Here is a 26,200-nt window from a genome sequence, read left to right as displayed (position 1 = left end):
TGCGGGATCCGATCAGCGCAGCGGTGCGCGTTTGGTCGGTTCGATGCCGGTCAGGCGCGCGAGGTTGAGGCCGAGGATGTTGGCCTTGTCCTGCTCGGTGACCTGCGCATACCCCCACTTCTCCTGCAACTCCGCGGGCATGTCGAGGTTCTTGATGTAGTCGACCACGCGGCCAAGGTCGTCAAAGGGCAGGTCGAAGCCCAGCACGATCTTTTCCGAGCTCATCCACTGCAGCGCCGTGCCGATGGTGTGGTAGCCGCGGTACGGCGCGCGCTGGAACCAGCCGATGATGCCCGACAGGCTCAGGTACAGGTTCTTGTGCTTGCCGCACAGGCCGATCAGCTCCTCGGAATGCGGCCAGCCGGCGTGGTAGGCGATGATCTTGAGGTCGGGGAAGTCGAGCATCACGTCGTCGAGTTGGGACGGATGGCAACGGTTGCTCGGCTGCGGGCACACGTAGCTCATGCCGGTATGCACCGTCAGCGGCACGCCCAGCTCGACGGCTTTCTCGTAGAAGGGCCACAGGCGCTTGTCGTTGAGCGGGCCGTCGTCCTCCGGCGTGTAGAGCTTGCACAGACGGGCGCCGCGCTCCTTGACGAGGTATTCGAGTTCCCAGTTGGCGTGCTTGATGCCGCGCTTGATGACCGGACCGACGTTGGCTTCCAGGTACATGCGCTCCGGATACGGCTCGATCTGCTGCAGCATGAAGCCGTTGGTCGACATCGACACGACGCCGCCGGTGATGTCCATCATCGGCTCGCGCAGGCAGAACGCAACGTCGACGCTGGTCTTGTCCATGTACTTGATGAGCTCGCTGGCGATGGGCTGCGGCCACTCGCTGTCGAGGTCGCGACCGGCCCAGGCGCGCAGCACGCCATTGACGCTGTCGTGGAACTGCTGCATCCCCGGGTAGTAACCGATCTCGCTCATGGTCTGCAGATTCATGAAGTGGAACTCGGTCAGTGCGACGAAGTAATCCCTGGCCATCTGTCTTCCTCCTGGTATGGATGCGGTACGGCTCAGCGGCCGTGGTATTCGGGTTTGGTCTTGGCGGCGAAGGCACGCGGCCCCTCGCGCGCATCCTCCGAGGCGAACACGCGCGCCGACATCGTCTTTTCGAGCACGAAGGCCGGTTCGTTGCTGAGCGCCCGCAGGGCGATTTCCTTCGCGGTGCGCACGGCCAGCGGGCCGTTCTCGCAGATGCGTTCGGCGTAGGCGAGCGCCTCGTCGAGGAGACGGTCCGCAGGCACGACCTTGTTGATCAGCCCGACCTCGTAGGCGCGCTGCGCGTCGATGGTGTTGCCGGTGAGCAGCAGCTCCATCGCGATCGCCCAGGGAATCTGCTGCGGCAGGCGCACGTGCGACCCCCCGGCCGGCACGACCGCCCAGCGCACTTCGGCCAGCCCGAATTTCGCGTGCTCAGCCGCGATGCGGATGTCGGTGCCGAGCAGGAATTCGAGTCCGCCCGCGACGCACACGCCATTGATTGCGCAGATGATCGGCTTGTAGACAGTCTGGAACGGGCGCTTGGCCGGGTCTTCGTAGCCGAGCGCGTCACCTTCGTTGAGCGCCGGCAGCGCGACCTTGAGGTCGAGACCGGTGCAGAAGGCGCGCTCGCCAGCGCCGGTAAAGATCGCGCAGCGCAGTTCCGGGTCCTTGTTGAAATCGTCGAAGGCGGCCTCCAGGCCGATCAGCATCTCCTTCGTCAGCGAGTTCATCGCCTCTGGGCGGTTCATCGTGATGATCGCGATGCGGCCGCGCTTTTCGTAGCTCAGGCTTGCGGGCAGGTTCAGGCCCATGTCTGTGTCCCCTTTGTGATGGTTATTGCACGCGCCGGGCGCGGCGAAATACGGGCAGGGTCAGCGCGTCGCCGATCTGCTGGAACTCGACTTCCACGGCCATGCCGATATGCAGTTCTTCCGGCGCGCAATCAACGACCTTCGACAGCAGGCGCACGCCCTCCTCCATCTCGACGACGACCGGCGCGTACGGCGTGGCGTCGGCAAAGGCGGGATGCAGCGCGCGGACCACTTCGGTCCAGGTAAACACCGTGCCGCGCCCGCCGGAGCGCGCCCATTCCCATTCCATCGAACTGCAGTGCGCGCAGATGTCGCGCGGGACGTGGCGGTAACGGCCGCAACCGGTGCAGCGCTGGAAGCGCAGCTCGCGGTCGCGACACCAGGCGTAGAACTCGCCATGCAGGCCCGTGAGGGTGGGAAGCGGTTTGTCGTACGGTTTGGTCTGTTCGCTCATTGCATGACTCCGACTTTTGTTCGCTAGCGCCGCAGGATGGCGATGCTGCCGTCGCCGAAATCGCCCCAGCCGGTCACGACGCCGATCTCGGCATCCGCGACCTGCCGGGCACCGGCCTCGCCGCGCAGCTGGCGCACGGCCTCGACGACGTGCGAAATGCCCAGCACGTGCGCCTGCGAAAGCAAGCCGCCATGCGTATTCACCGGCAGCCGGCCGCCGAGTTCGATGCCGCCGTTCTCGACAAAGGCCCCACCCTCGCCGCGCTTGCAGAAGCCGGCCTCCTCGAGCTGCTGGATGACCTCGAAGGTGAAGCAGTCGTAGATCTGCGCGAAATCGGCGTCCGCCGGCGCGACGCCGGCCATGCGGAAGGCTTCGGGCGCGGCGGTCGTAAGGCCGGTGCGATGGAAGTCGGCGCGGTTGGTGATCTCGTCGGCCGGATACGGCTGGCCCGCTGCCGCGCCCATGACGTAGACGGGCTTCTGCCTCAGGTCGCGCGCACGCTCGACGCTGGTAACGATAAAGGCCGCCGCGCCGTCGGTCTCGACGCAGCAGTCGAGCAGCCGGTAGGGCGAGGCGATCATCGGCGAGGCGAGGTAGTCGGCCATCGTCAGCGGCTTACCGTGCATCAGCGCCGCGGGATTCAGTTGCGCGTGTTTGCGCATCGCGAGCGCGACCGCCCCGAACTGCTCGGCGGTGGTGCCGTACTCGTGCATGTGGCGTCGGGCCATCAGCGCATACCATTGCGGCGGCGCGGTCAGGCCGAAGGGGATGTAGAAGTCGCGCGCGATCGCGCCGCCCGGAATGGAGTCGACGTCGTTCGCGGCGGTCTCGCGCACGCGCGCACCGGAGAAACCGTTCCAGCCGCCGGGCACCAGCACGTAGTCGGCCGCGTCGCTGCTCACCGCCATCGCCGCCATGCGCAGCGACGCGACCGGTGCGGCCCCGCCCACGTGCAGCGTCGCCGCGAAGCGCAGGTTCTCGCAACCCAGGCTCGCGGCGAAGGCCTCGGCCTTGCCGACGTTCGGGAAGGGCAGGATGCCGTCGATCTGGGCGGCCTTCAGCCCCGCATCCTCGAGCGCCGCGACGGCGGCCTTGAGCTGGATGCCCATCTCGCTGAGCCCCGAGCCGGGCTTGCGGCAGAACGGGGTTTCGCCGATGCCGACGATGCAGGCCTTGTCCTTGAACATGCGTCGGCCCCGCTCAGTCCGGCACGGCCGGCTGCTGTGCCTCGTACTCGGCGAGCAGCTCGCGCCGCGCCTCGGCGTCGCGGCGGCGGATGCTCCAGAACTGCGACTTGCGCTTGGCGAGGAAGGCCGCGCCGCCCTCCTTCCCCTCGGGCATGTCGAACCAGTCCGGGTACATCGCGGCGGAGGTCACGCAGGATTCCTTGTAGCCGTCCATCTCCTGGTCGAAGGCCGCCTTCAGCACCTCCAGGCAGCCCGGGCTGACGGCCAGCAGCTCCTCGCACCAGCGGTCCACCTCCGCCTCCAACTCGGCGAGCGGCACGACCGTGTTGACGAGACCCATCTGCAGCGCCTCGGGGGCCTTGTACTTGCGGCACAGCATCCACATCTCGCGCGCCTTCTTGGCACCGACGACCTTGGTCAGGTAAGGCACGAAGAAGCCGTCGGCGGGCGAGGACACGCGCGGCCCCGCCTGGCCGAAGATGGCGTTGTCGGCGGCGATCGTGAAGTCGCAGCAATAGGCCATGTGGTTGTGGCCGGCGATGCAGTAGCCCTGCACCTGCGCGATGATCGGCTTGCGCGACAGGCGCATCAGGCGGTTGTGCGGGTAACGGTTGTAGAAGGCCTCGCGCAGGCCCCAGCGCTCCCACTCGACATCGCCACCGGCGCCGAAGTGCTTGCCCTTGCCGGCGACGACGATCACGCCGATGGCGGGGTCGTGGTTGGCGTCGTAGAAGGCGCGGAACATCTCGTCGACGGTCGCGAGCGTCAGCGTGTTCATCTTCTCGGGCTTGTTCAGCGAGATGCGCGCGACGCCGCCGCCGTGGTCGCGGTGGAATTTCTTCTCGTAGAGAATCTCGGCGAAATCGTCGAGGCCGTCACCCTCCACAGGCACCCAGTCGCTCCAGGCCGAAGCGGCCATCGGTTCGTTCTTCATCGGTTTCGTCTCCACATGCGGACCGGGCGTCACGGAATGGCGCGCTGCGCCTTGAGCGCCTCGATCTCGTCCCACTCGTAGCCGAGCAGGTCCATCAGCAGCAGTTCGGTGTCCTGGCCCAGTTGCGGGCCCAGGCAGTTGATCTCGCCGGGCGTCTTCGACAGCGTCACGGGCAGGCCGCGCACATCGACCTCGCGCTGCACCTCCTCGCAGTACGCCTTCATGAAGTAGTTGTTGCGCCAGGCCTGCTCGTCGCGCACGACGTCGGCGAGGTTGTTCACCGGGCTGGCGACGACCGCTTCGGCGACGAAGGCCGTCATCAGCGCCTGGTGGTCGTACCGCAGCGTCAGCGATTCGATGGCCGCGATCAGCGCCTCGTTGTGCTGCGCGCGCAGGGCGCTGGTCGCGAAGCGCGCATCGGCATGCAGCGAAGGCACGTCGAGTGCGCGGCACAGTGCGGCGAAGCGCGCGTCGTCGTTCGCCTCGCACAGGTAGATCCATTTCCCGGCGGTCGGGTACAGGTTCCACAGCGGGTTCTCGACCTGCTTGCGCGAATGCTGCAGGGCCGCGTCGCGATTGCCGGCGAGGAAGGACTGCAGGTACGGCGCGGCAAGGAAGAGCTGCGCGCCGTAGAGCGAGGCGTCCAGGTACTGCCCGCGACCGGTGCGGCGCCGCTGGTACAGCGCGAGCACGATGCCGAGCGCGGACATGATGCCGCCGTAGGCGTCGCCCGAGCCCATGCCGAGGTACACCGGCGGCTCGCCCGGCTCGCCGAGCCGCGCCATCGCCCCGGTGAGCGCCTGCACCGTCATGTCGAACGAGGGCTTCGACGCCCCGCCGAAGCGCCCGTAGCCGGTATTCGTCGCATAGACGATCTGCGGGTTGATCGACGTCAGCTTCTCGTACGACAGCCCCCAGCCCTCCAGCATCTCGGGCGCGAGGTTCGACAGGAACACGTCGGACTTCGCCACCATGCGATACAGGATCGCGCGCCCGGCCTCCGTCTTGAGGTCGATCGCGATGCTCTTCTTGTTGCGGTTGATGACGAGGAAGTACTGGTTCCAGTCGCCGACCGGCAGCGACTTGATCGAGCGCACGCCGCGCCCCTGGTCGCCGCCCTGCGGCCGCTCCACCTTGATGACCTCCGCGCCGAAGTCGGCGAGGAACTGCGCCGACACCGGCCCCTGGAACCACACGGTGAGGTCGATGACCCGTATGCCTTCGAGTGCTTTCGCCACGAGCGTTCTCCGTTCGCGCTGCTGGGTTCGTCAGGCCACCGCGCCGTCGGCGCGGAGCTTCTGGATGGTTTCTGCCGGATAGCCGAGCAGCTCGTGCAGGATCTGATCGCCGTGCTGGCCGACGCAGGGAGCGAGCCGTTCGAGGCGCGCCGGGCTGTCGCTGAGGAAGATCGGAAAGCCGAGGCTCTTCACGCGCCCGAAGCTGGGGTGATCCAGTTCGAGGATGTAGCGGTTCGCGAGTACCTGCGGATCGTTGGCCGGATAGTCGAACTGTTCGATCACGTCCGCCGACATCTGCTTTTCCTGGAACACGGCGCGCCAGTGGCTGCCGGATTGCCGCAGGAAGGCCGCCTCGAGTTCGCGGATCAGCTCCAGCCGGTTCGTCTCGGTACGCTTGTCGTGCGTATCGAAGCGCGAGTCGTCCGCAGCGATGCCGACGGCGGCCGAGAACTCCGGCCACCAGCGGTCGGTATCCGGCATCGTCAGCGTCACCCAGCGCCCGTCGGCACTTGGATAGAGCGAGCCGGACATCGGGTTCGACACGTCGAGGCGCGAAATCGGATTCAGGAAGCGCTCGCCCTCCCCGATCGCGAGGAAGGCCTGGATGTCGAGCGCGGCGCCGTACATGTTGGCGCCGAAGAGCGACACATCCACCTCCTGCCCCTCGCCCGATGCCTGCCGGTGCATCAGCGCGGTCACCACGCCGAAGGCCAGCATCACCGTCGCGTGCATCGCGCCGGCGCCGGTGTAGATCGGCGGCTGCCCGGGCTGCGGCAGGATCGGCATCATGCCGGTGCGCGCCGCCGCCAGTTCGTCGATCGCGGGCAGGTCGGCATCCGGGCCCACCGGGCCGAAACCGGAAATGCGCCCGAACACGATGTCGGGCCGCAGCGCGCACGCGCCCGCATAGTCGATACCGACCGCCGCAAGCTCCTCGCGCTGCCAGTCGGTGACGATCACGTCGGCCTCGCCGACGAGCGCCTTCAGCAATGCGAGCCCGCTCGCATGCGTGGGATCGAGGGCGATGCTTTCCTTGTTGCGGTGGATCAGGTCGGCCTCGTGGTTCCAGCGCCCGTCGGTCGCCACGCGCACGGGCGGCACGTCGAGCCGGATCACCCGCGCGCCGAAGTCGGCGAGGAAGGCTGCCGACAACGCGGCAGCGAACTGGCGGGTCAGGTCGAGTACGACAACATCATCGAGAGCGCGGCTCATCGGACGTCCTCAAACGGTTTCGGATCAGGGGTGCGAACTCCCGCACCTGCCGAACCCAGTTTAATGATCCGGACATCGCGATCAGGGCTGGCGGCGAGTCATTTGCGGCCGATCGAAGATCAAATGCGGACGCCCTGAAAGCCGCACCGCACAAGGCTTTCCGGCAAGACTGCGGGCGTGTCGTCGGCACGCCCATCCCTCACCCGCGTACCGGCGAAGGACGGGTCAATTCGCCGCTGTCGTCGACCGGGCGCGGCCGGGGATCGCGCAGCAACGCGTTGACGCGCAACAAGGCCAGCATCGCGGCGACGATCGTCACGCAGCCGAACAGCAGCGCGTAGCGCAGCGACTCGATGCCGAGAAATCCCTTCAGCAGGTCGCTCAGCGCACCGACGAATAGCGGCCCTACGCCGACCCCGAACAGCGTGCTCAGGATCGTGAGCAGCGCGAGGGCGACGCCGCGACGGTCCGGCGCGACCAGATGCGTGATGAGGCTGTAGGACGGCCCCACCCACCACACCGAAAAGAAGCCGTTCAGCGCGCACCACAGCATCGCCGTCGGGACGGCGATCGGGCCGACCTGGACCAGCGTGGATTGCGGCCACAGCAGGTAGGCTGCCAGCGCGAGGACGGAAACGGCGTGACCGGCGAGCGGAATGCGAAGGTGCCACGCGGGACGAAGGCGCGTCACATGGTCACCCAGCCATCCGCTGAAGAGCACACCGAATCCGGCCGAGGTTCCGCCGATGAGGCCGGCCAGCATCCCCGCGTGTTGCAGCGGCAGGCCGTGCGAACGCACGAGGAAGCTCGCATTCCACATGCCGTACGCGTTGGCGCCGAGCGTCGTCACGGCGCAGGCAAGGACCAGGTAGCGATACGGCTTGAAGGCCCACAGTTCGACGACGGTCGCGAACATGCCGCCGCGCGGCGTCGGAACGCCCCTGCCGGCCGGGCTGCCGCCATCCCACACGCCACGCGCGGGCTCGCGCACGACGAAGGCCAGCAGCAGCACCGCCACGAAGATCGGCAGCGCGACGACCACGAAGGCCGTGCGCCAGCCATGCGAGCCCACCAGCCACGCGCCCCCGCTGAGCGCGAGGATCGCAGCGAAGGTCGGTGCGGCCGTGAAACAGCTGATCGCGAACGAACGGCGATGCGGCGGATAAAGGTCCGAGATGATCGACAGCGAAGTCGGAGTCGCCGGCGCCTCGGCCGCCGCCACCGCCATGCGGGCGACCACCAGCAGCACGAAGCTGCCGGCAAACCCGCACAGGATCGTCGCCACGCCCCACAGCAGGGAGGAGACGGCCAGCACGCGCACGCGCGAGTAACGGTCAGCGATGCGCCCGGCGGGCAGGCCGAGCAAGGCATAGACGCCCGCGAACGCGAGGCCGGAGATGAGCCCCATGGCGGTGTCGGTGGCGCCGAACTCCAGCCGGATCGGCTCGATCATCACCGCCATGATCTGCCGGCCGATGAAATTGTCGGCGTACAGCAGGGCCAGCAGGAGCAGGAGCCCGTGGCTGCGCCATCCGGTCGTCGAGGGAATGGGTGCGGCCATCATGGCTCCTTGTAAGGTGGCGCGGAATGGGGGCGGGCCGCTCCCATTCCGGTATGAATCACGCGGCGGCCCGCGCCTTGGCAAGCGTCATCGCGGTGTCCTCGATCATGTCTTCCTGCCCGCCGACCATGCCGCGCCGGCCCATCTCGACCAGGATCTCGCGCGCGGGCACGCCGTACTTCTTCTCCGCACGCTTGGCGAAGAGCAGGAAGGAGCCATAGACGCCCGCATAGCCGAGCGTCAGCGCATCGCGGTCGATGCGGATCGGGAAGTCCATGATCGGCACGACGAGATCCTCGGCCACGTCCTGGATCCCGAACACATCGACACCCGTCTCGATGCCCATGCGCGCGCACACCGCGACGAGCACTTCCATCGGCGTGTTGCCGGCGCCCGCGCCAAGCCCTGCCGCCGCCGCGTCGATGCGGTTGGCGCCGGCCTCGATCGCTGCGATCGAGTTGGCCACGCCCATCGCGAGGTTGTGGTGGCCGTGGAATCCCAGCTCCGTCTCGGGCTGCAGCGCCGCGCGCACGGCGCCGATGCGCTCGCGCACGTCGTCGGGCAGCATGTAGCCGGCCGAATCGGTGATGTAGATGCAGTTCGCGCCGTAGCTCTCCATCAGTTTCGCCTGCGCGACGAGCCCTTCGGCGCTGTTCATGTGCGCCATCATCAGGAAGCCCACAGTGTCCATGCCGAGGCTGCGCGCCATGCCGATGTGCTGCTCGGAAACGTCCGCCTCGGTGCAGTGCGTGGCGACGCGGATCGTGCTCACGCCGAGCCCGTGCGCCATCTTCAGGTGGTCGACGGTGCCGATGCCCGGCAGCAGCAGCGCCGACACCTTCGCGTGCTTCATCAGTGGCACCACGGCGCCGAGGTATTCCTCGTCGGTGTGCGCCGGGAAGCCGTAGTTCACCGAGCTGCCGCCGAGGCCGTCGCCGTGCGTGACCTCGATCAGCGGAATGCCCGCAGCGTCGAGGCCGCAGGCGATGCTCTTCATCTGTTCCAGCGTCATCAGGTGACGCTTGGGGTGCATGCCGTCCCGCAGGGTCATGTCGTGGACGGTGATCTTCTTGCCGCGCAAATCCATGTCGGCTCTCCTCAGGCGGTCAGGGCTTGGGGTTGCGGGGCGGTCGGCGCAAGCACGAGTTCCCCCTTGAGGATCTCGCCCGCGAACATCTCGGCGGTGCGCGCCGCGGCCGCGGTCATGATGTCCAGGTTGCCGGCGTACTTCGGCAGGTAGTCGCCCAGCCCTTCCACCTCGAGGAATACCGATACGCGCTTGCCGTCGAACACCGGCCCGTTCGCCAGCCGGTAGCCCGGCACGTACTTCTGCACTTCGGCGATCATCGAATGGATCGACGCCGTGATCGCCGCCTGGTCGGGTTCGCTCTCGGTGAGGCAATGCACGGTGTCGCGCATCATCAGCGGCGGCTCGGCCGGGTTGATCACGACGATCGCCTTGCCGCGCTGCGCGCCGCCCACCTGCTCGACGGCCCGCGCGGTGGTGCGCGTGAATTCGTCGATGTTCTTGCGCGTGCCCGGTCCGATCGAGCGCGACGCCACCGTCGCGACGATCTCGCCGTACGCAACGGGCTGCACGCGCGACACGGCGGCCACCATCGGAATCGTCGCCTGTCCGCCGCACGTCACCATATTGACGTTCATTTCGCGCTTGCCAACGTGGCCGGCGAGGTTCACCGGCGGCACGCAGTAGGGTCCGATCGCAGCCGGCGTCAGGTCGATCACCAGCACGCCCAGGGCGTTGAGCTTGCGGCTGTTCTCGGCGTGGGTGTAGGCCGAGGTCGCATCGAAGGCGATCTGGATGCCGTCCGCGGCGACATGCGGCAGTAGCCCGTCCACGCCCTCGGCGGTGGTCTTCAGGCCCATCTCGCGGGCACGCACGAGCCCCTCGGAGGCCGGATCGATCCCGACCATCCACACCGGCTCGAGCACGGGGCTGCGCTTGAGCTTGTACAGCAGATCGGTGCCGATGTTGCCCGGCCCGATCAGCGCGCATCGGATCTTTCTCATTGTGTATTCCTTATGGGTTCTCTGTTGGGGTGGCGCAGCACACGCGGCGGGGAGGAGGAGAGCGACGAATACCCACCGCGTGCCTGCAACCGGAAAAGCTATGCAAAAGCGATCGAGCAGCTCCCCAGGCCGTCGATTTGCATCGTGAATCGGTCGCCCGCCGTGGCCGGGACGAGCGGCGCGAGCGAACCGGACAGGATCAGCTCGCCCTTGCGAAACGGAATCCCGAATTCGCCCAGCGTGTTCGCGAGCCATGCGACCGCCTCGGCCGGGTGCCCCTGCACCGCCGCGCCCACGCCGCTGCCGGCCCGCTCGCCGTTGCGGAACATCTCCATGCGCACGGCCGCGAGATCCAGCTTGCGCGGATCGACACGCTCGCGACCGACGACAAACACGCCGCACGACGCGTTGTCCGCGACGGTGTCCTGGATGCGGATCTTCCAGTCGTCGATGCGCGAATCGACGATCTCGAAACACGGCGCGACCCACTCCGTGGCGGCGAGCACGTCGTCGCGGGTAACACCCGGCCCGCACAGATCGGCCTTGAGCATGAAGGCGATCTCGCCCTCGGCCCGCGGCTGGATCAGCGGATAGTCCTTCAGGCTGATCGTCGCGCCGTCGTCGAACAGCATCGCGTCGGTCAGGAAGCCGAAGTCCGGCTGATGCACGTCCAGCATGTCCTGCACGGCCTTGCTGGTGACGCCGATCTTCTTGCCGATCACACGCTCGCCGTCCGCCTCGCGCCGCTGCAGCAGCCGCAGGGAGATGCGATACGCGTCGTCGATGGTGATGTCGGGATGGCGCGTCGTCAGCGGCGGCACGGTGCGGCCCTTGCGCAAGGCCTCGTAGAGTTCGTCGCCGAGTCCGGTCGTGAGGGTGTCGTTCATTTTTTGGTGTCGGTCACTGTCTGTCGATAGAAGCTCGGCTCGCCATCAGCCCGGCCACACACTGGACTCGGCGCCACCATCGACTTCGATGATCTTGCCCGTGACCCAGCGCGAAGCCGGCGAGGCGAGGTACAGCGCCGCCGCGGCGATGTCCTCGGTCTCGCCCAGGCTCTTCAGCGGCGTGGCCGCGACCATGCCGTCGCGCATGTGGGCCGGCAGCACGCGGTTCAGTGCGTCGGTGAGGATCGGCCCCGGCGCGATCGCGTTGACGCGCACGGCCGGCGCGAAGTCCTGCGCCAGCAGGCGCGTCAGCTGCGTCAGCGCGGCCTTCGCCGTGCCGTAGGCGCTGAACTGCGGCTGCGCATAGCGCGCGGCACCGGACGTGATGTTGATGATGTTGCCGCCGCCCGCCTCGCGCATCAGCGGCACGCACAGCTGGCTGAGCGCATAGGCGGAACCGACGTTGAAGCGGAAGATGTCCTCGAACTGCTGCGCCGTCATCTTCAGCGGATCGTTCGGCCCCGCGCCGCCCGCGTTATTCACGAGATGCGTCACGCGCCCGAAGGCTTCGCGCGCGGCAGCGACGACGGCCGCACGCTGCTCCGCGTCATTCACGTCGCACGAGATGGCCAGCGCCCGGCGGCCCATTGCCCGCACTTCCTCGGCCACCGCCTCCACGTCCGCCAGCGTGCGCGCCGCGCACACCACGTCGGCGCCCGCCTCCGCGAACGCCAGCGCGATGCCGCGTCCGATGCCGCGCCCCGCGCCGGTGACGATCGCGGTGCTGCCGGCCAGATTGAAACGTTCCAGAATGCTCATGCCTGCCTCTTGAAGTCGAATTCGTGATCCGGATTTGCCATCGAAGGATTCAGCGCGGCGCCCACAGGTCGGGCAGGCCGGGATCAGTGCTCGCGACCAGCCGTTTCAACAGCAGCTTCAGCGCCATCACGTCGCCCGCCCCGAGCTTGTCCGCCAGATCCTCTTCCTGCGCCTTGGCCAGCGCGATCTGGCGCAGCACCACCTCGCGGCCATCCGCGGTCAGCACGTAGCGGATCTCGCGCCGCACCCGCTCGCGGGCGACGAAGCGCCGCGCCTCCAGCGCCTCCATTGCCTGTTCAGTTGCATCGATGCCGGTATAGCCGACGAAGGCATTGATCTCCTCGAGCGTCAGCTTGTCGCGGATGCACAGCACCGACAGCACGAAGAAGCTCCCTTCGTCCAGCGAGTGCCCCGACAGCATGCGCCGCAGCAAATGCAGCATCTGGTAATGCGAACGGCCGAGCAGGTAACCGAGGAGGTCCTCCGTATAGCTGCACTCGGGCGGCGGCGGCGACGCGAGCCGCAGCTCCTCGCGCGGTCTGCGCGCGGCCAGCGCGTACTGGCCGCCCTGATACACCAGCGGCGGCTGTTCGCTGCGATCGAAAGCACGCACCTCGCCGACGTAGATCACGTGATCGCCGCCGTCGTAGCTGAATGCCGTGTGACACTGGAAGCGCGCCGTGCACTGCGGCAGCAGGGGCGCGTTGCTGATGCCCTCGTCGAGCTCGATGCCGTCGAACTTGTCCGTGCCCTGCGAAGCGAAGCGGCCCGACAGCCCCTCCTGGGCGGCCGCCAGCACATGCACATTGAAGAACGGATTCGACGAGAACGCCGGCAGGCTGCGCGCACTCTTCGCGAGGCTCCACAGCACCAGCGGCGGGTTGAGCGACACCGAGTTGAAACTGTTCGCCGTGACGCCGACCGGCGCCCCGTCGGCATCGCGGGTCGTGATGATCGTGACCCCTGTCGTGAAGGTTCCGAGCGCAGCGCGGAAAGCCTGGGGGTCAAAGCTGGTTCGGGTGGTCATCGGGGGCCTCGCCGGGCGGTGGATCGTGGCACGAGTATCCGAGCCGCCGCGGCACGCAACATCGTCCCAACGGACTAACGCGAAAGTCCGCCGTGGAAACCGTCCGGCGTCGGGCATGGTCCGATCGGACGAGGCCCGCTTCCGTCCCGAGTGCTAGTGTTGCACCCACACCGCGCCGAGGCGCACGCTCACACTCGTTGTCGCCGGGCAACGGCGGCACGTTCCGCAATCATCGGAAGGGAAGCCCGAACGCCATGAACACCCCCGAATGCACCGTCGCCAACCTCGCCGAACTGCTCGCGCGCCAGAAAGCCGCCTTCACCGCCGCGGGCCCCGTCAGCGCAGCCGAGCGCCTCTCACGCGTCCAGAGCGTCATCGACCTGCTCGTCAAATACCACGACGCTCTCGCCGCAGCGATGGACGCCGACTTCGGCGGCCGTCCGAAGGGCTTTTCGATGATGAACGACGTGCTCGGCTCGCTAAGCTCGCTCAAGCATGCGCGTGAGCACCTCGAAGCCTGGATGGCCTCCGAGGCCCGGCAGCCCTTCCCCCCGTACGACCAGCTCGGCGGCGAAGCCTGGGTGATGTACCAGCCGAAGGGCTCGGTCGGCATCATCGGCACCTGGAACGCGCCGCTATTCACGCTGCTGAGCCCGCTCGCCTACGTGCTGGCCGCCGGCAACCGTGCCATCCTGAAGCCGTCCGAGATCACATCGCGCACCGCCGACGTGCTCGCGGGCGCCTTCGCCGAAATGATCGACCCCGAAGTGGTCGGCATCGTCACCGGCGGGCCGGACCTCGGCGCGGCGTTCAGCGCCCAACCCTTCGACCATCTGGTCTTCACCGGCAGCACGGCGATCGGCAAACAGGTGATGCGCAACGCCGCGGAAAACCTCGTGCCGGTCACGCTGGAACTGGGCGGCAAGTCGCCGACCATCATCGCCGCCAGCGCCGACCTCGCCACTGCCGCCTTCCGCATCGCCGCGGCCAAGGCGTCCAATGGCGGCCAGCTGTGCGTCAATCCCGACCTGATCTACGTCCCGCGGGATCGCATGGAAGCCTTCATCGGCGAACTCAAGGCCGCCTTCAGCGGGCTCTTCCCCACGGTCAGCGACAACCCCGACGTCGTCGCCGTCGTTAATGCACGCCACCTCGCCCGTGTCGAGGGCTACGTCGAGGAAGCCGCCGCAACCGGCGCGCGCATCGAAGTCGCCCCCGCCACCGTGCCGGCCAACCCGGACAATCGCCGCCGCCCCCTGCGCATCGTCATCGACCCGCGCCGCGACACCCGCATCATGCAGGAGGAGATCTTCGGACCCGCCGTGGTCGTGCTCCCCTACGACGACATCGACGGCGCGATCGCCGACATCAACAGCCGTCCGCGCCCGCTGGCCCTGTACTACTTCGGCGAGGACGCCGCCGAGCAGCAACGCGTGCTCGACCACACGCTCTCGGGTGGCGTCACGATCAACGAGGCCATGTACCACGCCGCGATGCAGGACGCCCCCTTCGGCGGCGTCGGCGCCTCGGGCATGGGGCACTACCACGGCCGCGAAGGCTTCGTCGAATTCAGCCACGTCCGCACCGTGTTCAAGGCGCCCGCCTACGACCCGCGCCGCGAGTGGGGAACGCTGCCGCCCTACCCCGCCCACTTCCTCGCCGCGATGCAATCCCAGATCACCCCCTGAGGCGGCCGACGCCCGCCGGTCATAAACGAAAGGAGCCGAGGATGGCGCACGACATCGACGTCACACCCGCTTTCAACGCCTCCGGACTGGGTGTCTCGGAATTCGACCGTCTGGTCCGGCTCGTCTATGAAGGCATCGGCGAGCCGGTCCCCTGGACCCGGCTGCTCGAATTCCTGCTGCGCCCGCTCGGCGCCAACTACGTCTCGCTGATCCTGCGCCCGCCGGCGCCGGACCTGCCCTGGCGCGTGGTGTTCGCGGGCGAAGCGCAACCGGTCATCGCCGCCACGTACGAAAGCTTCTTCTATGCGATGGACCCCTTCGTGAACCTGCCCGCCGACCGCATGGTGATGGTCGACGAGGTGATCAACGAAGCGGACTGGCTCAAGAGCGCGATCTACCAGGAATTCCTCAAGCCACTGAACATCCGCTACTACATGGGCGCCGACCTCGGCGGCGGCGACGACGCGATCTGCCGCCTCCGCGTCAGCCGCCCGATCGGCTCCACCCCCTTCGGCGAGCGCGAGCGCGCCATCTGCACCCTGCTCCTCGCCCACCTCAAGTGCGCCGTGCGCCTGCGCTCGCTGCAGGACGTCACCGAAGCCGAACGCAGCGTGTACGCGGGAACACTGGAGCGCCTGTCGATCGGCGCCGTGATCCTCGACAAGAAGGGCCGCGTGCTGAAGACCAACCACGCGGCGGACGAAATCCTCGCCGCGAAGAACGGCCTCAGCATCGTCAATGGCAGCCTGCACGCCGCCTACGGCAGCGAACACCGCGAACTGCAGCGCCTGATCAACCACGCAATCGCCGGCACCACCGACAGCGGCCCCGGCGTCGTCGCAGCCATGTCCATCACCCGCACCGCCGGCCACGGCAACCTCGGCGTTCTCGTCCGCTCGGCCCCCCTCGCCGAATGGTCCGAATCCGCCAACCGCCCCGCCGCCGTCGTCGTCATCCGCGACTCGGAATCCCGCGTCCAGGCCTCGCAGACGATGATGAAGCGCCTCTACGGCCTGACGCCGGCGGAATCGACGCTGACACTGAAACTGCTCGACGGCCTCACCGTCGACGAAGCCGCCGAAGAGCTTTCCATCAGCCGCAACACGGCGCGCTGCCAGTTGCGCGCGATCTTTGCGAAGACGGGGGTGACGCGGCAGACTGAGCTGTTGAGGCAGTTGTTGAGTGGGGTGATTCCGTTGGGGTGAAGCAAACTGGACGGATTCCTCGGCTGCGCTCAGCAGCCGCAGGTTCTCCTCATCGGTCAAGCCGTAGCCCGACTTCGGAGCATGCACGGCGCGCGCCGCGAGATTGGCCCTCAGAGAAGAGGGCACCCTTTCCGAATGCGTCGGAAGGGCCAGCTTGAGCGAGGCGGCGGGCTCTGCTCTCGGCGGGGTCGCGGCTGGTAGTGCCGCGCGGTCGCCACCTGAATCAGCAAGGGCCCCAGTTCCTCGAACAACTCGCACAGATCGTTTTCCATCTGCGCACGGCAACCCTCCACGAGCTCACCGAGGGTTGCGTCTTTTTCGGTCATATCAGGCCTGATTCCGGGAATCGTTCCGCCCAATTATCACATTTGCACATCGCAAAGAAAGTGAGTGACCTCCATTTTTCACCTTCCAACCGATGGTCCAGCAACCAGGCGGCTCTGAAGTGCCCCGGCTCTTGCAGACCGCATGAAGCCCGGCAACGGAATTCGCGGGATCTTCCACGTTAAGTCACGGGGATGTTTCCCCGTAACCCCGCCGCGTCTGCACTACGCCGCCCGAATCTTCTCTATCAACTGCCGTGCCACATCCGCCGGCCCCCCCGTCAGGAACTGGCAATTCCCCTGCACCTTCGGCACATACTGCTTGAGCAGCACCACCGCCGGCTGAAGCTGCTGCGCCGTCAGACCGAGAGCCGGGGTATCGAACTCCACAGGACTCATCTTCCGCGCCGCCATCTTGCTCTTGGCCGTCGGGAAGCGTGGCGTGCCGATTTCGTTGCTGACGGTGACGACCGCAGGCAGCTTGCCCTGCACGACTTCGTCGCCATCGGCGGTGGCACGCACGACCTTCACGTTCGTGCCGTCGATCTCCACCGCGCGGGCGAGCGTCGCGGCGGCGAAGTCGAGCTTTTCGGCGAGCAGTAGCGGAACGACGCCCTGGTCGTCGTCGGAGGCTTGGCGGCCGCACAGGACGAGGTCGGCGCCGCCGGTTTGGGTGATCCAGGCGGCGAGGATGTTGGCGACGACCTGCCCGTCGAGCGCGATGTCGCCGGGATGGATCTCGACGATCTCGTCGGCGCCGAGGGCGGCGCAGTGCTTGAGGAGGTTCTTCTGGTCGGGTCCGATCGAGACTGCGACGATCTTGCAATCGATGCCTTGGTCGCGGATGCGCAGCGCGGCTTCCATGGCCTGTTCGTCGTAGCCGTTGATCAGGCGCGGGATGGCGGCGACCTCGGGCGTACGGCCGTCGGCGGCGATCCTGAGCTTGCCCGCGAGCGCGTAGTTGTTGACCGCCGCGGGGTCCAGCACTTCCTTTACACACACCACGATACGCATGGCGATTACTCCTGAACGGGATTGCGGGGATCGGGGATTTCCTGGCCGATCAGCGTGAGGCTGTCGGCGTCGCACCAGACGGCCTCGTGCGCGAAGCCTTCGGGCTTGCGCGTGAGCTTGGCGAGCAGGTACCAGCGCCACGGATAGGGGCCGAAGTCGCGGTAGGCGCCGGTGAGGGTGCCGGTGAATTCCTGCCGGCCGGCGAACTTGGTGCCGGCGACGTGACGGCCGCCGTCGCACTCGGCGATGCGGCCGCGCAAGTGCGCTTCGAAGCCGGAGCGGTAGCCGGCCGCGGCCTCGCTGGCGTCACTCGCTTGCAAAGCGGTCGAAGACATCAAGGGCCTCCTCGACGATGTCGGACAGGATCTGGCGGGCGGGCTTCATCTCGGTGACGTAGTGGATGCCCTGCCCGGCCGCCTCGGTCATCAGGTCCTTGCGCTGGTAGTCGAGCGAACCCTGGATGTAGTTGGACGAGAGGATCATCTGCAGCGGCGGCTTGAGGACGGCCGGGGCGGCGTCGCTGCCCCATTCGTCGTGCCACGGGCAGCGCGTGGTGCGCATGGTGTAGCCGGAGATGCAGTTCGAGTAGACGGTGTCTTCGGTCTCGGCCTCGATGAGGCGTTCCTTGAGCGGCAGGTTGACGTCCGATTCGCGCGAGGCGAGCCACAGTGAGCCGGTCCACACGCCGTCGGCGCCGAGCGCGAGGGCGGCGGCAAGGTGGCGGCCGGTGGTGACGCCGCCCGCGGCGATGACCGGAACCCCGGTGCCGCGCGCCGCATCGACGACCTGCGGCACGATGGAGAAGGTGCCGATGTTGCCGGTGTGGCCGGCGGCGTCGTAGCCCTGCGCGATGATGACGTCGGTGCCGGCGGCAATCTGCTTCTTCGCCTGCCTGGGCTTGCCGACGAGGCCCCACACCTGCATGCCCAGTTCGTGTGCGCGCTTGAGCAGGAAGGCCGGGGAGCCGAGCCCGGAGGCGAAGACCGGGACGCGTTCGTCGAACACGACGTCGAGCTGATCGAGCGCGCGCTTCTGGTCGAGGCCGCCCCAGTGGTGGATGTCCGGCGCGATCTTGGGATCGGGCACGTCGTATTTGCGCTTGATGGACTGCTCGAACGCGCGCTGTTCAGGCGGGATCATCGCGAGGAGTTCGTCGACGGTCTTTTCCTCGGGCACCGAGGACGGCAGCACGAGATCGATGCCGAAGGGCTTGCCGCCGATGCGCTCGCGGATCCACTTGATGTCCGCGGCGATCTGGTCGGGCGTATGCAGGGCCTCGCCCAGCACGGCGAAGCCGCCGGCGTTGATGACGGCGACGGCAACGTCCTTGCAGTGCGTGAAGGCGACCACCGGATATTCGATACCGAGCTTGTCACATAGTTGGGTGTGCAACGGGTTGCTCATCTTGGCTCCTTGGGAATTGGGAGTGACCGGCGGGCATTGACCGGCGATCGACGCAGGTCTCGATTCGATTCTATTGAGCGGCCCTGAGGGCTTCCGCCGGGATTGGTATCCGAAACGGCCCGCGCGGTATCCGTAACTGACAGACCGGATTCAGCCGAACGCCTTTTCCTGCGTCAGCGCGTCGATGGTCCCGGCGTCGTAGCCGAGCACGTCGCGCAGGACTTCCTCGCGGTGCTCGCCGACGGTCGGCGCCTTCGACGGTTCGGGCAGCTCCTCGCCGACGAACTGCACGGGAAAGCCGAGCATGTCGGCGCCGTGGCGTTCGTGCGGGAGGATCCTGAAGCGGGCGCGGAACTGCGGGTCGTCGACGATGTTCTGCGGGGTGTTGACCGGCGCGATGGGCGTGTTGGCCTCGACGCCGAAGGCGAGCCATTCCTTGGTCGTGCGGGCCTTGAAGATGTCGCGCAGGATGGCCTGCAGCTCGCGGTTGCCGCGCGCGTGGTCGGCGTACTTCGAGCCGGGCCACTTGTCGAAGAGGTCCATGCGCCCGACGCCGGCACAGAAGTTCTTCCACAGCGATTGCTCGGAGGCCATGAAAAGGACATGGCCGTCGGCCGATTCATACATCTGGTAGCGCACGCCTTCCTTCATGCCGGCGGTGGCGACCGGGCGGCGCACCCAGTTGTCGGATTTGTTGCCGGTGACCACCGCTTCCGGGCGCGCATAGGCCATGTGGCTTTCGCTGCGGTACCAGTCGAAGGCGGCGGCAGCGTCGCTCTGGGCGAGTTCCATGAAGCAGCCTTCGCCGGTTTCGCGTGCGCGGATCACCGCGGCGAGCACGCCGAGGCCGCCGAACAGCGGCGCGGCGTTGATGCCGATGCCGACGTGCTCGGGGATGTAGCAGAAGCCTTCTTCGTCATAGGCGGGCTTCACGGCGCCGCACCAGGTGTCGTAGGCGATGCCGTGCGAGGGCATGTCCCTGTAGGGGCCGGTCATGCCGTAGCCGGAGACGGTGCAGAAGACGATCTTCGGGTTGATCGCGCGCAGATCTTCGTAGCCGAGCCCATACCTGGCGAGCGCGCCCGGCTTGGACGCTTCGATGACGACATCGGCGTCGCGCACGAGGTCGCGGTAGATGCGCCGTGCGGCCTCGGTCTTGAGGTCGAGCGCGATGCTCTTCTTGCCGCGGTTGAGGTGGTAGTGCATCAGCGACACCCCCTCGATGATCGGCCAGGTCATCTCGCGGATGTAGTCGCCGGCCGGCGTTTCGACCTTGATGACTTCGGCGCCGAGATCGGCGAGCGCGGTGGTGATGGCTGCGGGCCCGAGGATCGAGCTTTCGATGACGCGCAGGCTGGCGAGCGGCGGAACGGTGTTTTTCATGGCGGGCTTCACTCCATGGGCGGATGCGGAGATCCAGCGGATCGGGGCGGGTGCCGGATCGCCCCGCGCATTGATCGCGGGCAGATCCGGCCTACGCAAGCACGATAGGGAAATTACGGTTACGGGCCGGGAGCACTGCGTTTCTGATCGGGCCAATGCGGGCGCAATTCGGGCCAGCCGGCGTTCGGGGGCATTTCCGTCGACCAGAATCCGATTCAAATCAACGTGTCGGGCCTGCATCCGCGGATGAGGGCCGGTGCACGCGGATCGGATCCGAACCGGTTTCCCCCATATGCGCATCCGCCGAATTGCATCGCAGGCCGGATGACGCGCTGGCCCATGAAAAGGAGCATCGATGAAAACCCTCAAAGCCGGAACGCGCCTGAAGAGCGCAGTCTGCGATACCGAAGTCATGGTCATCCGCACCCGCCCCGCGGCAATGTTGTTGTGCTGCGGGGGCACGGAGATGATTGCGATGGACGGTGAGAAGCTCGGCACGGTGCCGGACGAGGCCTTCGCGCAGGGCACACTGGTGGGCAAGCGCTACGTGGACGAGCAGGACGCGACCGAACTGCTGTGCACCAAGGGTGGCAAGGGCAGCCTGTCGATCGACGGCCAGGCGCTCGCGGTAAAGCAGGCCAAGGCCCTGCCCTCCTCGGACTGATGCCATGAATATCGTGATGGCCCTGGAGATGGCGGCCGACTGCCATCCGGACCGCTTCGCCGTGACCTCGGGCGCGACGAACCTGAGCTATACGCAGCTCCTGCGGGCGGCCCGCACCGCCGCTGCGGCGATACGCGACAGCGGCTGCCGCTACGTGGGCCTGCTGGATATCAACAGCCCCGCGGCGCCGATTGCCGTGTATGCCGCGGCGTATGCGGGCGTGCCGTACGTGCCGATGAACTACCGCCTGACGGTGCCGGAGCTGGGCGACCTGCTGGCGCGCATCGAACCGGCCTTCCTGATCGCGGACCCCGCCTACGTCGCCCCGTTGAAGGTGCCGGAGGGCGTGCGCGTGATGTCGCGCGAGGATTTCCTGGCCCTCGCGCTGGGCGGCGGCGCGCAGGCCGACGCGGCGCCGGGCGAGCCGTCCAGCGTCGCGGTGCAGCTCTTCACCAGCGGCACGACCGGCGCGCCCAAGGCCGCGGTGCTGCGCCACGAGAACCTGATGAGCTACATCCTCGGCACGGTCGATTTCGCCGGCGCCGACGAGGCCGACGCGACACTGGTGGCGGTGCCGCCGTATCACATCGCGGGCATTTCGGCGGTGCTGAGCTCGACCTACGCGTGCCGGCGCATGGTGCAGCTGCCCAATTTCGACGGCGCGACCTGGCTCAGGCTGTGCCGCGACGAAGCGATCACGAACGCCTTCGTGGTGCCGACGATGCTCTCCCGCGTGATGGAGCATCTCGAGGAGAGCGGGGAGTCCGGTGATCTGCCCGCGATGAAGGCGATCGCCTACGGAGGCGGCAAGATGCCGCCGCAGGTGATCGAGAAGGTGATGGGCCTGTGGCCCGCGGTCGACTTCACGAATGCGTACGGGCTCACCGAAACCAGTTCGACGATCTGCCTGCTCGACCCCGACGACCACCGCATCGCGTTCGGCAGCGACGATCCGGCGATCCGACGGCGTCTCAACTCGGTCGGCAAGCCGCTGGCCACGGTGGAGATCTCCATCCGCGGCGAGGACGGCCGCGCGATGGGTGCCGAGGACGTGGGTGACGTGTATGTGCGCGGCGGGCAGGTGTCCGGCGAATATCTCGGCGTCGGCAGCCTGCTGGATGCCGAGGGCTGGTTCCCGACGCGCGACCGTGGCTACCTCGACAGCCACGGCTTCCTGTATCTCGACGGGCGGGCCGACGACGTGATCGTGCGCGGCGGCGAGAACATCTCCCCGGGCGAGATCGAGGACGTGCTGCGCAGCCACCCCGCGGTGTCCGACGTCGCCGTCGTGGCGATGCCGGACGAGCAATGGGGCGAGGCGGTCGCTGCGGTAGTTGTGCCGCGCAACGGACAACGCGTCGAACCGGCGGATCTGCAGGACTGGGTGAAGCAGCATCTGCGCTCGTCGCGCGTACCCACCGCGATCCGCTTCCGCGAGGAGTTGCCGTACAACGAGATGGGCAAGGTCCTGCGCCGGCTGCTGAAGGAAGACTTCCGCAGCACACCGCAGGCGGCCTGAGACCGCGGAGTCGGACGGACAGGGGCCGAGGATGGCGAACGCAGGCATCGCACCCCTCGACGGGTTTCGCGTCGCTGCCGGCGGACAGGGTACGGCCGGGGACTACGCGCGCCTGCTGCTCGCCTCGCTCGGCGCGCAGGTGTCGCCCGCCGGCATCTTCGACCACGAGCATCCGGCGCTCGCGTGGAAGCGCAGCGGCCTGATGGACCTGACCGGCCGTGCCGAAGGACCGCCACGCATGTGCCCGGTGCCGCTCGCTGCCTGCGCCGACGGCGTAATCGCGACGCTTGCGGCGCTCGCGGAAGGATTCGATATCGGCATCCCGTCCGGCGCGGCCCTGCTCGGGGTTCGCGCCCGTCATGCCGGACTACGGCGAAACGGCGCGGCATCCCCCGGCGGCAGTTGCCGCCTGCTGCGGACGGCGGACGGCGAACTCGCGATCAACCTCGCGCGGCCCGACGACTGGGCGCTCGTGCCGGCGTGGCTCGAATGCGACGCGACGACGGACTGGGAACAGATTGCCACGGCCATCGCCCGCGCCTCCGGTACAAAGCTCCTCGAGCGTGCCCGTCTGCTCGGACTCGCCGCTGCGGTCTCGGACGTCCCCACAGTCGAAGCGCCGCCCTGGGTGCGCCTCTCGGCCGTCGGCACACGCCTCCCAGCCGGTGGCCGCGACCCGGCTCCGCTGGTGGTGGACCTGTCGTCGCTGTGGGCTGGCCCCCTTTGCGGTCACTTGCTGCACCGGCTCGGCGCGCGCGTCGTGAAAGTGGAATCGCATCAGCGCGAGGACGGCGCGCGCAACGGGCCGCCGGCTTTTTTTGACCTGTTGAACGCCGGCAAGGCGAGCGTGCGGCTCGATCTCGCGACGCTGGCGGGACGGAGCCAGTTGCGGCAGCTGGTCGCACGCGCCGACATCGTCATCGAGGCCTCGCGTCCGCGCGCGATGCGCCAGCTCGGCATCTGCGCGGAGGAAGTCGTCGCAGCCCGCCCCGGGGTCACCTGGCTGAGCATCACCGGCCACGGCCGCGAGGAACCGCAGGCCGGCTGGATCGCGTTCGGCGACGATGCGGGCGTGGCGGCCGGGCTGTCGCGCATCCTGCACGATACGACCGGGGAGCGCCTGATCTGCGCCGACGCGATCGGCGACCCGCTCACCGGCACGCATGCGGCACTGGCGGCGTGGGCCAGCTACCTTGCGGGGGGCGGGCATCTGGTCGCGCTGTCGCTCGCGGGGGTGCTCGGACATTGCGTCGCCTTCGATCTTCCCGCGTCGGCGGAGGCGCTGCGCGAGCGCAATGACGAATGGACCCGAGTCGCCGGGTGCGCCGGCGCGTGCAGATCGACGTATCCCGCCCCCGCTGCACGGGCACGCCCTATCGGCGCCGACACCCAAGCCGTGCTCGCGGAACTGGACATCCGATGCTGATCCGCGACGCCGAACTGCACGACGGAATGCATGCGGACGTGCGACTCGCGGGCGGCCGCATCGCGGCGCTCGCCCGGCGCCTGTTGCCGCTGGATGACGAACCCGTCATCGACGCGGCCGGTCGCGCACTGTCGGTCGGACTGCACGATCACCACATGCACCTGCTGGCCTATGCCGCGGCACTGGAATCCTTTCCCTGCGGCACGCCCGCGCTCGGTTGCGTGACCGGCCTGGCGGAAATCCTGCGCATCCGGGCGCGCCAGGAGAACCCCGCTGCGCCGGGCTGGATCCGCGGCATCGGCTACCATGAGTCCGTCGCCGGCGACATCGACCGGGACTGGCTGGACGCCATCGTCCCGCACGTGCCCGTCCGCATCCAGCACCGCAGCGGCCGGCTGTGGATCCTCAACACGCGCGCGCTGCGTACGCTGGGCATCGCGGAGAATGAACGCACGTCTCCCCTGGAGCGCGTCTGCGGGCGACTGACCGGACGGCTCTACGACGGCGACGACTGGCTGCGCTCGCGCCTCGCGCCCACCCTGCCCGCGCTCGGGCGCGCAAGCGAGGCGCTCGCGCGAATGGGCGTGACGGGCGTAACCGATGCCGGCCCGCGCAACGGCTGCAAGGAGTTCGAGCACTTCGTCGGCGAGCGGCTGAGCGGGCGGCTCGGGCAGGAGGTGTTGCTGATGGGGAACGCCGAACTCGACGGTTGCGCCGACAGGGAGGGCGTACGGCGCGGGCCGACGAAGCTCTACCTGCGCGACGCCGAGCTGCCCGATTTCGACGACTTCTGCACGGCCATCGCGAAGAGCCACAGGGCGGCGCGGGCCGTTGCGATCCACTGCGTCACCGTCGCCGAACTGGTGTTCGCGACCACGGCGCTGCGGCATTGCGGCGTGGCGGGGGGCGATCGCATCGAGCACGCCTCCGTGGCCCCGCCCGACACGCTGCAATTGCTCCTCGGCCTCGAACTTGCCGTTGTGACGCAGCCGAACTTCGTCTTCGAGCGCGGGGATGCCTACCTCTGCGACGTCGACGCGATCGACCTGCCCTGGCTGTACCGCGGCAAGGCCTTCGACGAAGCCGGCATCCCCCTCGGTGCCGGCACCGACGCCCCCTATGGCGACGCCAACCCGTGGGCGGCGATGGCTGCCGCCGTTCGGCGCCGCACATGCAGCGGCAAGCCGCTCGGACCAGACGAAAATCTCTCGCCCGCCCGTGCCCTGGCGCTGTTCACGACCGCAGCGGACTCGCCCGGCGGCGCGCCGCGACGCATCGAAGCGGGCGCGCCCGCGGATCTCTGCCTACTCGACCGTGGCTGGGAAGCGGCCTTCGCGGACCTCGCGGCGGTGCGCGTCGAGCTGACGCTCAAGGACGGCCGGCCGATCTGGCAGCGCTAGTTCGTAACTAATCGACAATCTCGTCGACCAAGCCCCACTCGCGTGCGGTCGCCGCATTGATCCGACGCATCGACAGCGCAAGCCAGGCCGTGCGCTGTCGGCCAATGCGGCGCGGCAGGCTGACGCAGCCGCCCGCGCCGGGGATGAGGCCGAAGCGGAGTTCCGGCAGCTGGATGAAGGTGTCGCGCGCGGCCGTGACGCGACGGGCGAAGGCCGGAAGCTCGATCCCGGAACCGATGCAGGCACCCTGCAGATGGGCGCTCACGCGTTCTGCGCAGGCGAGAAGCACCGCCGCGGGCAGTCGCTGGCTGCGCACGGCATGGGCTGTGGCCGGATCGGGAGCGGTGCCGAATTCGCGCACCTCGCCGCCGGTGCTGAAGCAGGCGCCGGCGCCAGAGAGGCGGACCGAAGCGATCGAGTCGTCGGTGACGACGAACTGCAGCGCTTCGCACAGGGCATCGCGCATCTCGACGGACATCGGATTGCGGTTGCGCGGACGGTTCAGCACCAGATCGAGCCGCGGGCCATCGCGCTCGATGCGTACCGCCGGCCCCTCCTCCGCGACGATCCGGTGCGGCGCCGACGGATTCGCGCGCGACCACGCCGCAAATTCGGGGCCAGCCTGCAGGGTCGCGTAGGCCAGCGACTCGACGACGAGCGCCTGTTCGGGCGGCATGCCGGCAGTCACGCGCAGCACCTGCACGAGCGTCATCGCGGCAAGCGGGGCCTTGCGGATGTTGGCGACAATCGGCGCGACATCGCCAATGTCGTCCACTACGACATCGCAGGCGGCGAGCACTGCGCGCGCCGCGGTGACGGCCCCGGTCTTCGCCGCAATCCCGATCACCGGGCAGGGCTGGACCGCGAGCCAAGCGGCGATTGCATCCTCGTCCCCGAGTTCCACGCCGACGGGCGCGACCACTAGAAACGGGTCGGACGCGAACGGCCAACCACCCGCTCCCGCGGCCGAAGCAAAGCGCAGTTCGCGCAGGCCAGCGAGATCGAGCATCGATGGGACGCCGTCG

24 protein-coding genes are annotated in these 26,200 nt (G+C 68.1%); 6 read left to right on the top strand and 18 right to left on the bottom strand.

Going from position 1 to position 26,200, the window contains the following annotated elements; all coding sequences use genetic code 11:
• Positions 1 to 12: 12 nt before the first annotated feature.
• From GPA25_RS17200 to GPA25_RS17140, 13 genes are all read right to left on the bottom strand, one after another.
• A complete protein-coding gene (locus tag GPA25_RS17200; RefSeq protein WP_169261639.1) occupies positions 13 to 987 on the bottom strand; it encodes an amidohydrolase family protein in 975 nt (324 codons plus the stop codon).
• A gap of 32 nt (positions 988 to 1,019) precedes the next feature.
• Positions 1,020 to 1,799 (bottom strand): enoyl-CoA hydratase-related protein, encoded by a 780-nt coding sequence (locus GPA25_RS17195; RefSeq protein WP_169261638.1) that lies wholly within the window; start codon positions 1,797 to 1,799, stop codon positions 1,020 to 1,022.
• 22 nt (positions 1,800 to 1,821) lie between these two features.
• The gene (locus tag GPA25_RS17190) at positions 1,822 to 2,253 is read right to left on the bottom strand and encodes a Zn-ribbon domain-containing OB-fold protein (RefSeq protein WP_169261637.1); all 432 of its coding nucleotides are present in this window, start codon (positions 2,251 to 2,253) and stop codon (positions 1,822 to 1,824) included.
• 23 nt (positions 2,254 to 2,276) lie between these two features.
• Entirely contained in the window at positions 2,277 to 3,440 is a 1,164-nt protein-coding gene (locus GPA25_RS17185; protein ID WP_169261636.1) for a thiolase C-terminal domain-containing protein, read from the bottom strand.
• Positions 3,441 to 3,453: 13 nt separating this feature from the next.
• Positions 3,454 to 4,374: an enoyl-CoA hydratase-related protein gene (locus tag GPA25_RS17180; RefSeq protein WP_169261635.1), complete on the bottom strand. Its 921-nt coding sequence runs from the start codon at positions 4,372 to 4,374 to the stop codon at positions 3,454 to 3,456.
• Positions 4,375 to 4,403: 29 nt separating this feature from the next.
• Positions 4,404 to 5,612 carry a CoA transferase gene (locus tag GPA25_RS17175; RefSeq protein ID WP_169261634.1) on the bottom strand — a complete coding sequence of 403 codons (1,209 nt, stop codon included), beginning with the start codon at positions 5,610 to 5,612 and terminating at the stop codon, positions 4,404 to 4,406.
• A gap of 30 nt (positions 5,613 to 5,642) precedes the next feature.
• Positions 5,643 to 6,824 (bottom strand): CaiB/BaiF CoA transferase family protein, encoded by a 1,182-nt coding sequence (locus tag GPA25_RS17170; RefSeq protein WP_169261633.1) that lies wholly within the window; start codon positions 6,822 to 6,824, stop codon positions 5,643 to 5,645.
• 199 nt (positions 6,825 to 7,023) lie between these two features.
• On the bottom strand, positions 7,024 to 8,388 hold the full coding sequence (locus GPA25_RS17165; RefSeq protein ID WP_169261632.1) for an MFS transporter: 1,365 nt from the start codon (positions 8,386 to 8,388) through the stop codon (positions 7,024 to 7,026).
• A 55-nt stretch (positions 8,389 to 8,443) separates the two neighbouring features.
• Positions 8,444 to 9,472, bottom strand: a complete 1,029-nt coding sequence (dmpG, locus tag GPA25_RS17160; protein WP_169261631.1) for a 4-hydroxy-2-oxovalerate aldolase — start codon at positions 9,470 to 9,472, stop codon at positions 8,444 to 8,446.
• An 11-nt stretch (positions 9,473 to 9,483) separates the two neighbouring features.
• The gene (locus GPA25_RS17155; protein ID WP_169261630.1) at positions 9,484 to 10,416 is read right to left on the bottom strand and encodes an acetaldehyde dehydrogenase (acetylating); all 933 of its coding nucleotides are present in this window, start codon (positions 10,414 to 10,416) and stop codon (positions 9,484 to 9,486) included.
• 98 nt (positions 10,417 to 10,514) lie between these two features.
• Positions 10,515 to 11,303: a fumarylacetoacetate hydrolase family protein gene (locus GPA25_RS17150; RefSeq protein ID WP_169261629.1), complete on the bottom strand. Its 789-nt coding sequence runs from the start codon at positions 11,301 to 11,303 to the stop codon at positions 10,515 to 10,517.
• 45 nt (positions 11,304 to 11,348) lie between these two features.
• Positions 11,349 to 12,122: a glucose 1-dehydrogenase gene (locus GPA25_RS17145; protein WP_169261628.1), complete on the bottom strand. Its 774-nt coding sequence runs from the start codon at positions 12,120 to 12,122 to the stop codon at positions 11,349 to 11,351.
• Positions 12,123 to 12,171: 49 nt separating this feature from the next.
• Entirely contained in the window at positions 12,172 to 13,149 is a 978-nt protein-coding gene (locus GPA25_RS17140) for a flavin reductase (RefSeq protein WP_169261627.1), read from the bottom strand.
• A 254-nt stretch (positions 13,150 to 13,403) separates the two neighbouring features.
• Here GPA25_RS17140 and GPA25_RS17135 point away from each other — a divergent pair, with 254 nt between their 5' ends.
• Both GPA25_RS17135 and GPA25_RS17130 read left to right on the top strand, forming a co-directional pair.
• Complete coding sequence (locus GPA25_RS17135; RefSeq protein ID WP_169261626.1) at positions 13,404 to 14,837, top strand: aldehyde dehydrogenase family protein; 1,434 nt, start codon at positions 13,404 to 13,406, stop codon at positions 14,835 to 14,837.
• 41 nt (positions 14,838 to 14,878) lie between these two features.
• Complete coding sequence (locus GPA25_RS17130; RefSeq protein WP_169261625.1) at positions 14,879 to 16,042, top strand: helix-turn-helix transcriptional regulator; 1,164 nt, start codon at positions 14,879 to 14,881, stop codon at positions 16,040 to 16,042.
• 548 nt (positions 16,043 to 16,590) lie between these two features.
• On the opposite strand, the gene GPA25_RS17125 is transcribed toward GPA25_RS17130, so the two are convergent.
• From GPA25_RS17125 to GPA25_RS17110, 4 genes are all read right to left on the bottom strand, one after another.
• The gene (locus GPA25_RS17125; protein ID WP_169261624.1) at positions 16,591 to 17,379 is read right to left on the bottom strand and encodes an electron transfer flavoprotein subunit beta/FixA family protein; all 789 of its coding nucleotides are present in this window, start codon (positions 17,377 to 17,379) and stop codon (positions 16,591 to 16,593) included.
• A gap of 5 nt (positions 17,380 to 17,384) precedes the next feature.
• Positions 17,385 to 17,714: a hypothetical protein gene (locus GPA25_RS17120; protein WP_169261623.1), complete on the bottom strand. Its 330-nt coding sequence runs from the start codon at positions 17,712 to 17,714 to the stop codon at positions 17,385 to 17,387.
• Positions 17,686 to 18,783, bottom strand: coding sequence for a nitronate monooxygenase (locus GPA25_RS17115; protein ID WP_169261622.1), 1,098 nt, complete (start codon positions 18,781 to 18,783; stop codon positions 17,686 to 17,688). Before GPA25_RS17115 ends, GPA25_RS17120 begins: the two co-directional genes overlap by 29 nt.
• Before the next feature lie 150 nt (positions 18,784 to 18,933).
• Positions 18,934 to 20,166 carry a CaiB/BaiF CoA transferase family protein gene (locus GPA25_RS17110; protein WP_169261621.1) on the bottom strand — a complete coding sequence of 411 codons (1,233 nt, stop codon included), beginning with the start codon at positions 20,164 to 20,166 and terminating at the stop codon, positions 18,934 to 18,936.
• A gap of 355 nt (positions 20,167 to 20,521) precedes the next feature.
• Between GPA25_RS17110 and GPA25_RS17105 the strand changes: the two genes are divergently transcribed.
• From GPA25_RS17105 to GPA25_RS17090, 4 genes are read left to right on the top strand one after another with little or no spacing between them, the layout of a single operon-like run.
• A complete protein-coding gene (locus GPA25_RS17105) occupies positions 20,522 to 20,830 on the top strand; it encodes a hypothetical protein (RefSeq protein WP_169261620.1) in 309 nt (102 codons plus the stop codon).
• A 4-nt stretch (positions 20,831 to 20,834) separates the two neighbouring features.
• Positions 20,835 to 22,349 carry a class I adenylate-forming enzyme family protein gene (locus GPA25_RS17100; protein WP_169261619.1) on the top strand — a complete coding sequence of 505 codons (1,515 nt, stop codon included), beginning with the start codon at positions 20,835 to 20,837 and terminating at the stop codon, positions 22,347 to 22,349.
• Positions 22,350 to 22,380: 31 nt separating this feature from the next.
• Complete coding sequence (locus tag GPA25_RS17095) at positions 22,381 to 23,775, top strand: CoA transferase (protein WP_169261618.1); 1,395 nt, start codon at positions 22,381 to 22,383, stop codon at positions 23,773 to 23,775.
• Entirely contained in the window at positions 23,769 to 25,175 is a 1,407-nt protein-coding gene (locus GPA25_RS17090) for an amidohydrolase family protein (RefSeq protein WP_169261617.1), read from the top strand. The genes GPA25_RS17095 and GPA25_RS17090 overlap by 7 nt, the downstream gene beginning before the upstream one ends.
• A 7-nt stretch (positions 25,176 to 25,182) precedes the next feature.
• On the opposite strand, the gene GPA25_RS17085 is transcribed toward GPA25_RS17090, so the two are convergent.
• Positions 25,183 to 26,184: an enoyl-CoA hydratase/isomerase family protein gene (locus GPA25_RS17085; RefSeq protein ID WP_246265795.1), complete on the bottom strand. Its 1,002-nt coding sequence runs from the start codon at positions 26,182 to 26,184 to the stop codon at positions 25,183 to 25,185.
• Between the last annotated feature and the right edge of the window lie 16 nt (positions 26,185 to 26,200).

Origin of the sequence: Aromatoleum diolicum (assembly GCF_012910955.1) — a bacterium.
GTDB classification, from domain to species: Bacteria; Pseudomonadota; Gammaproteobacteria; order Burkholderiales; family Rhodocyclaceae; genus Aromatoleum; species Aromatoleum diolicum.
This window is presented reverse-complemented; position numbering and strand designations above follow the sequence as displayed.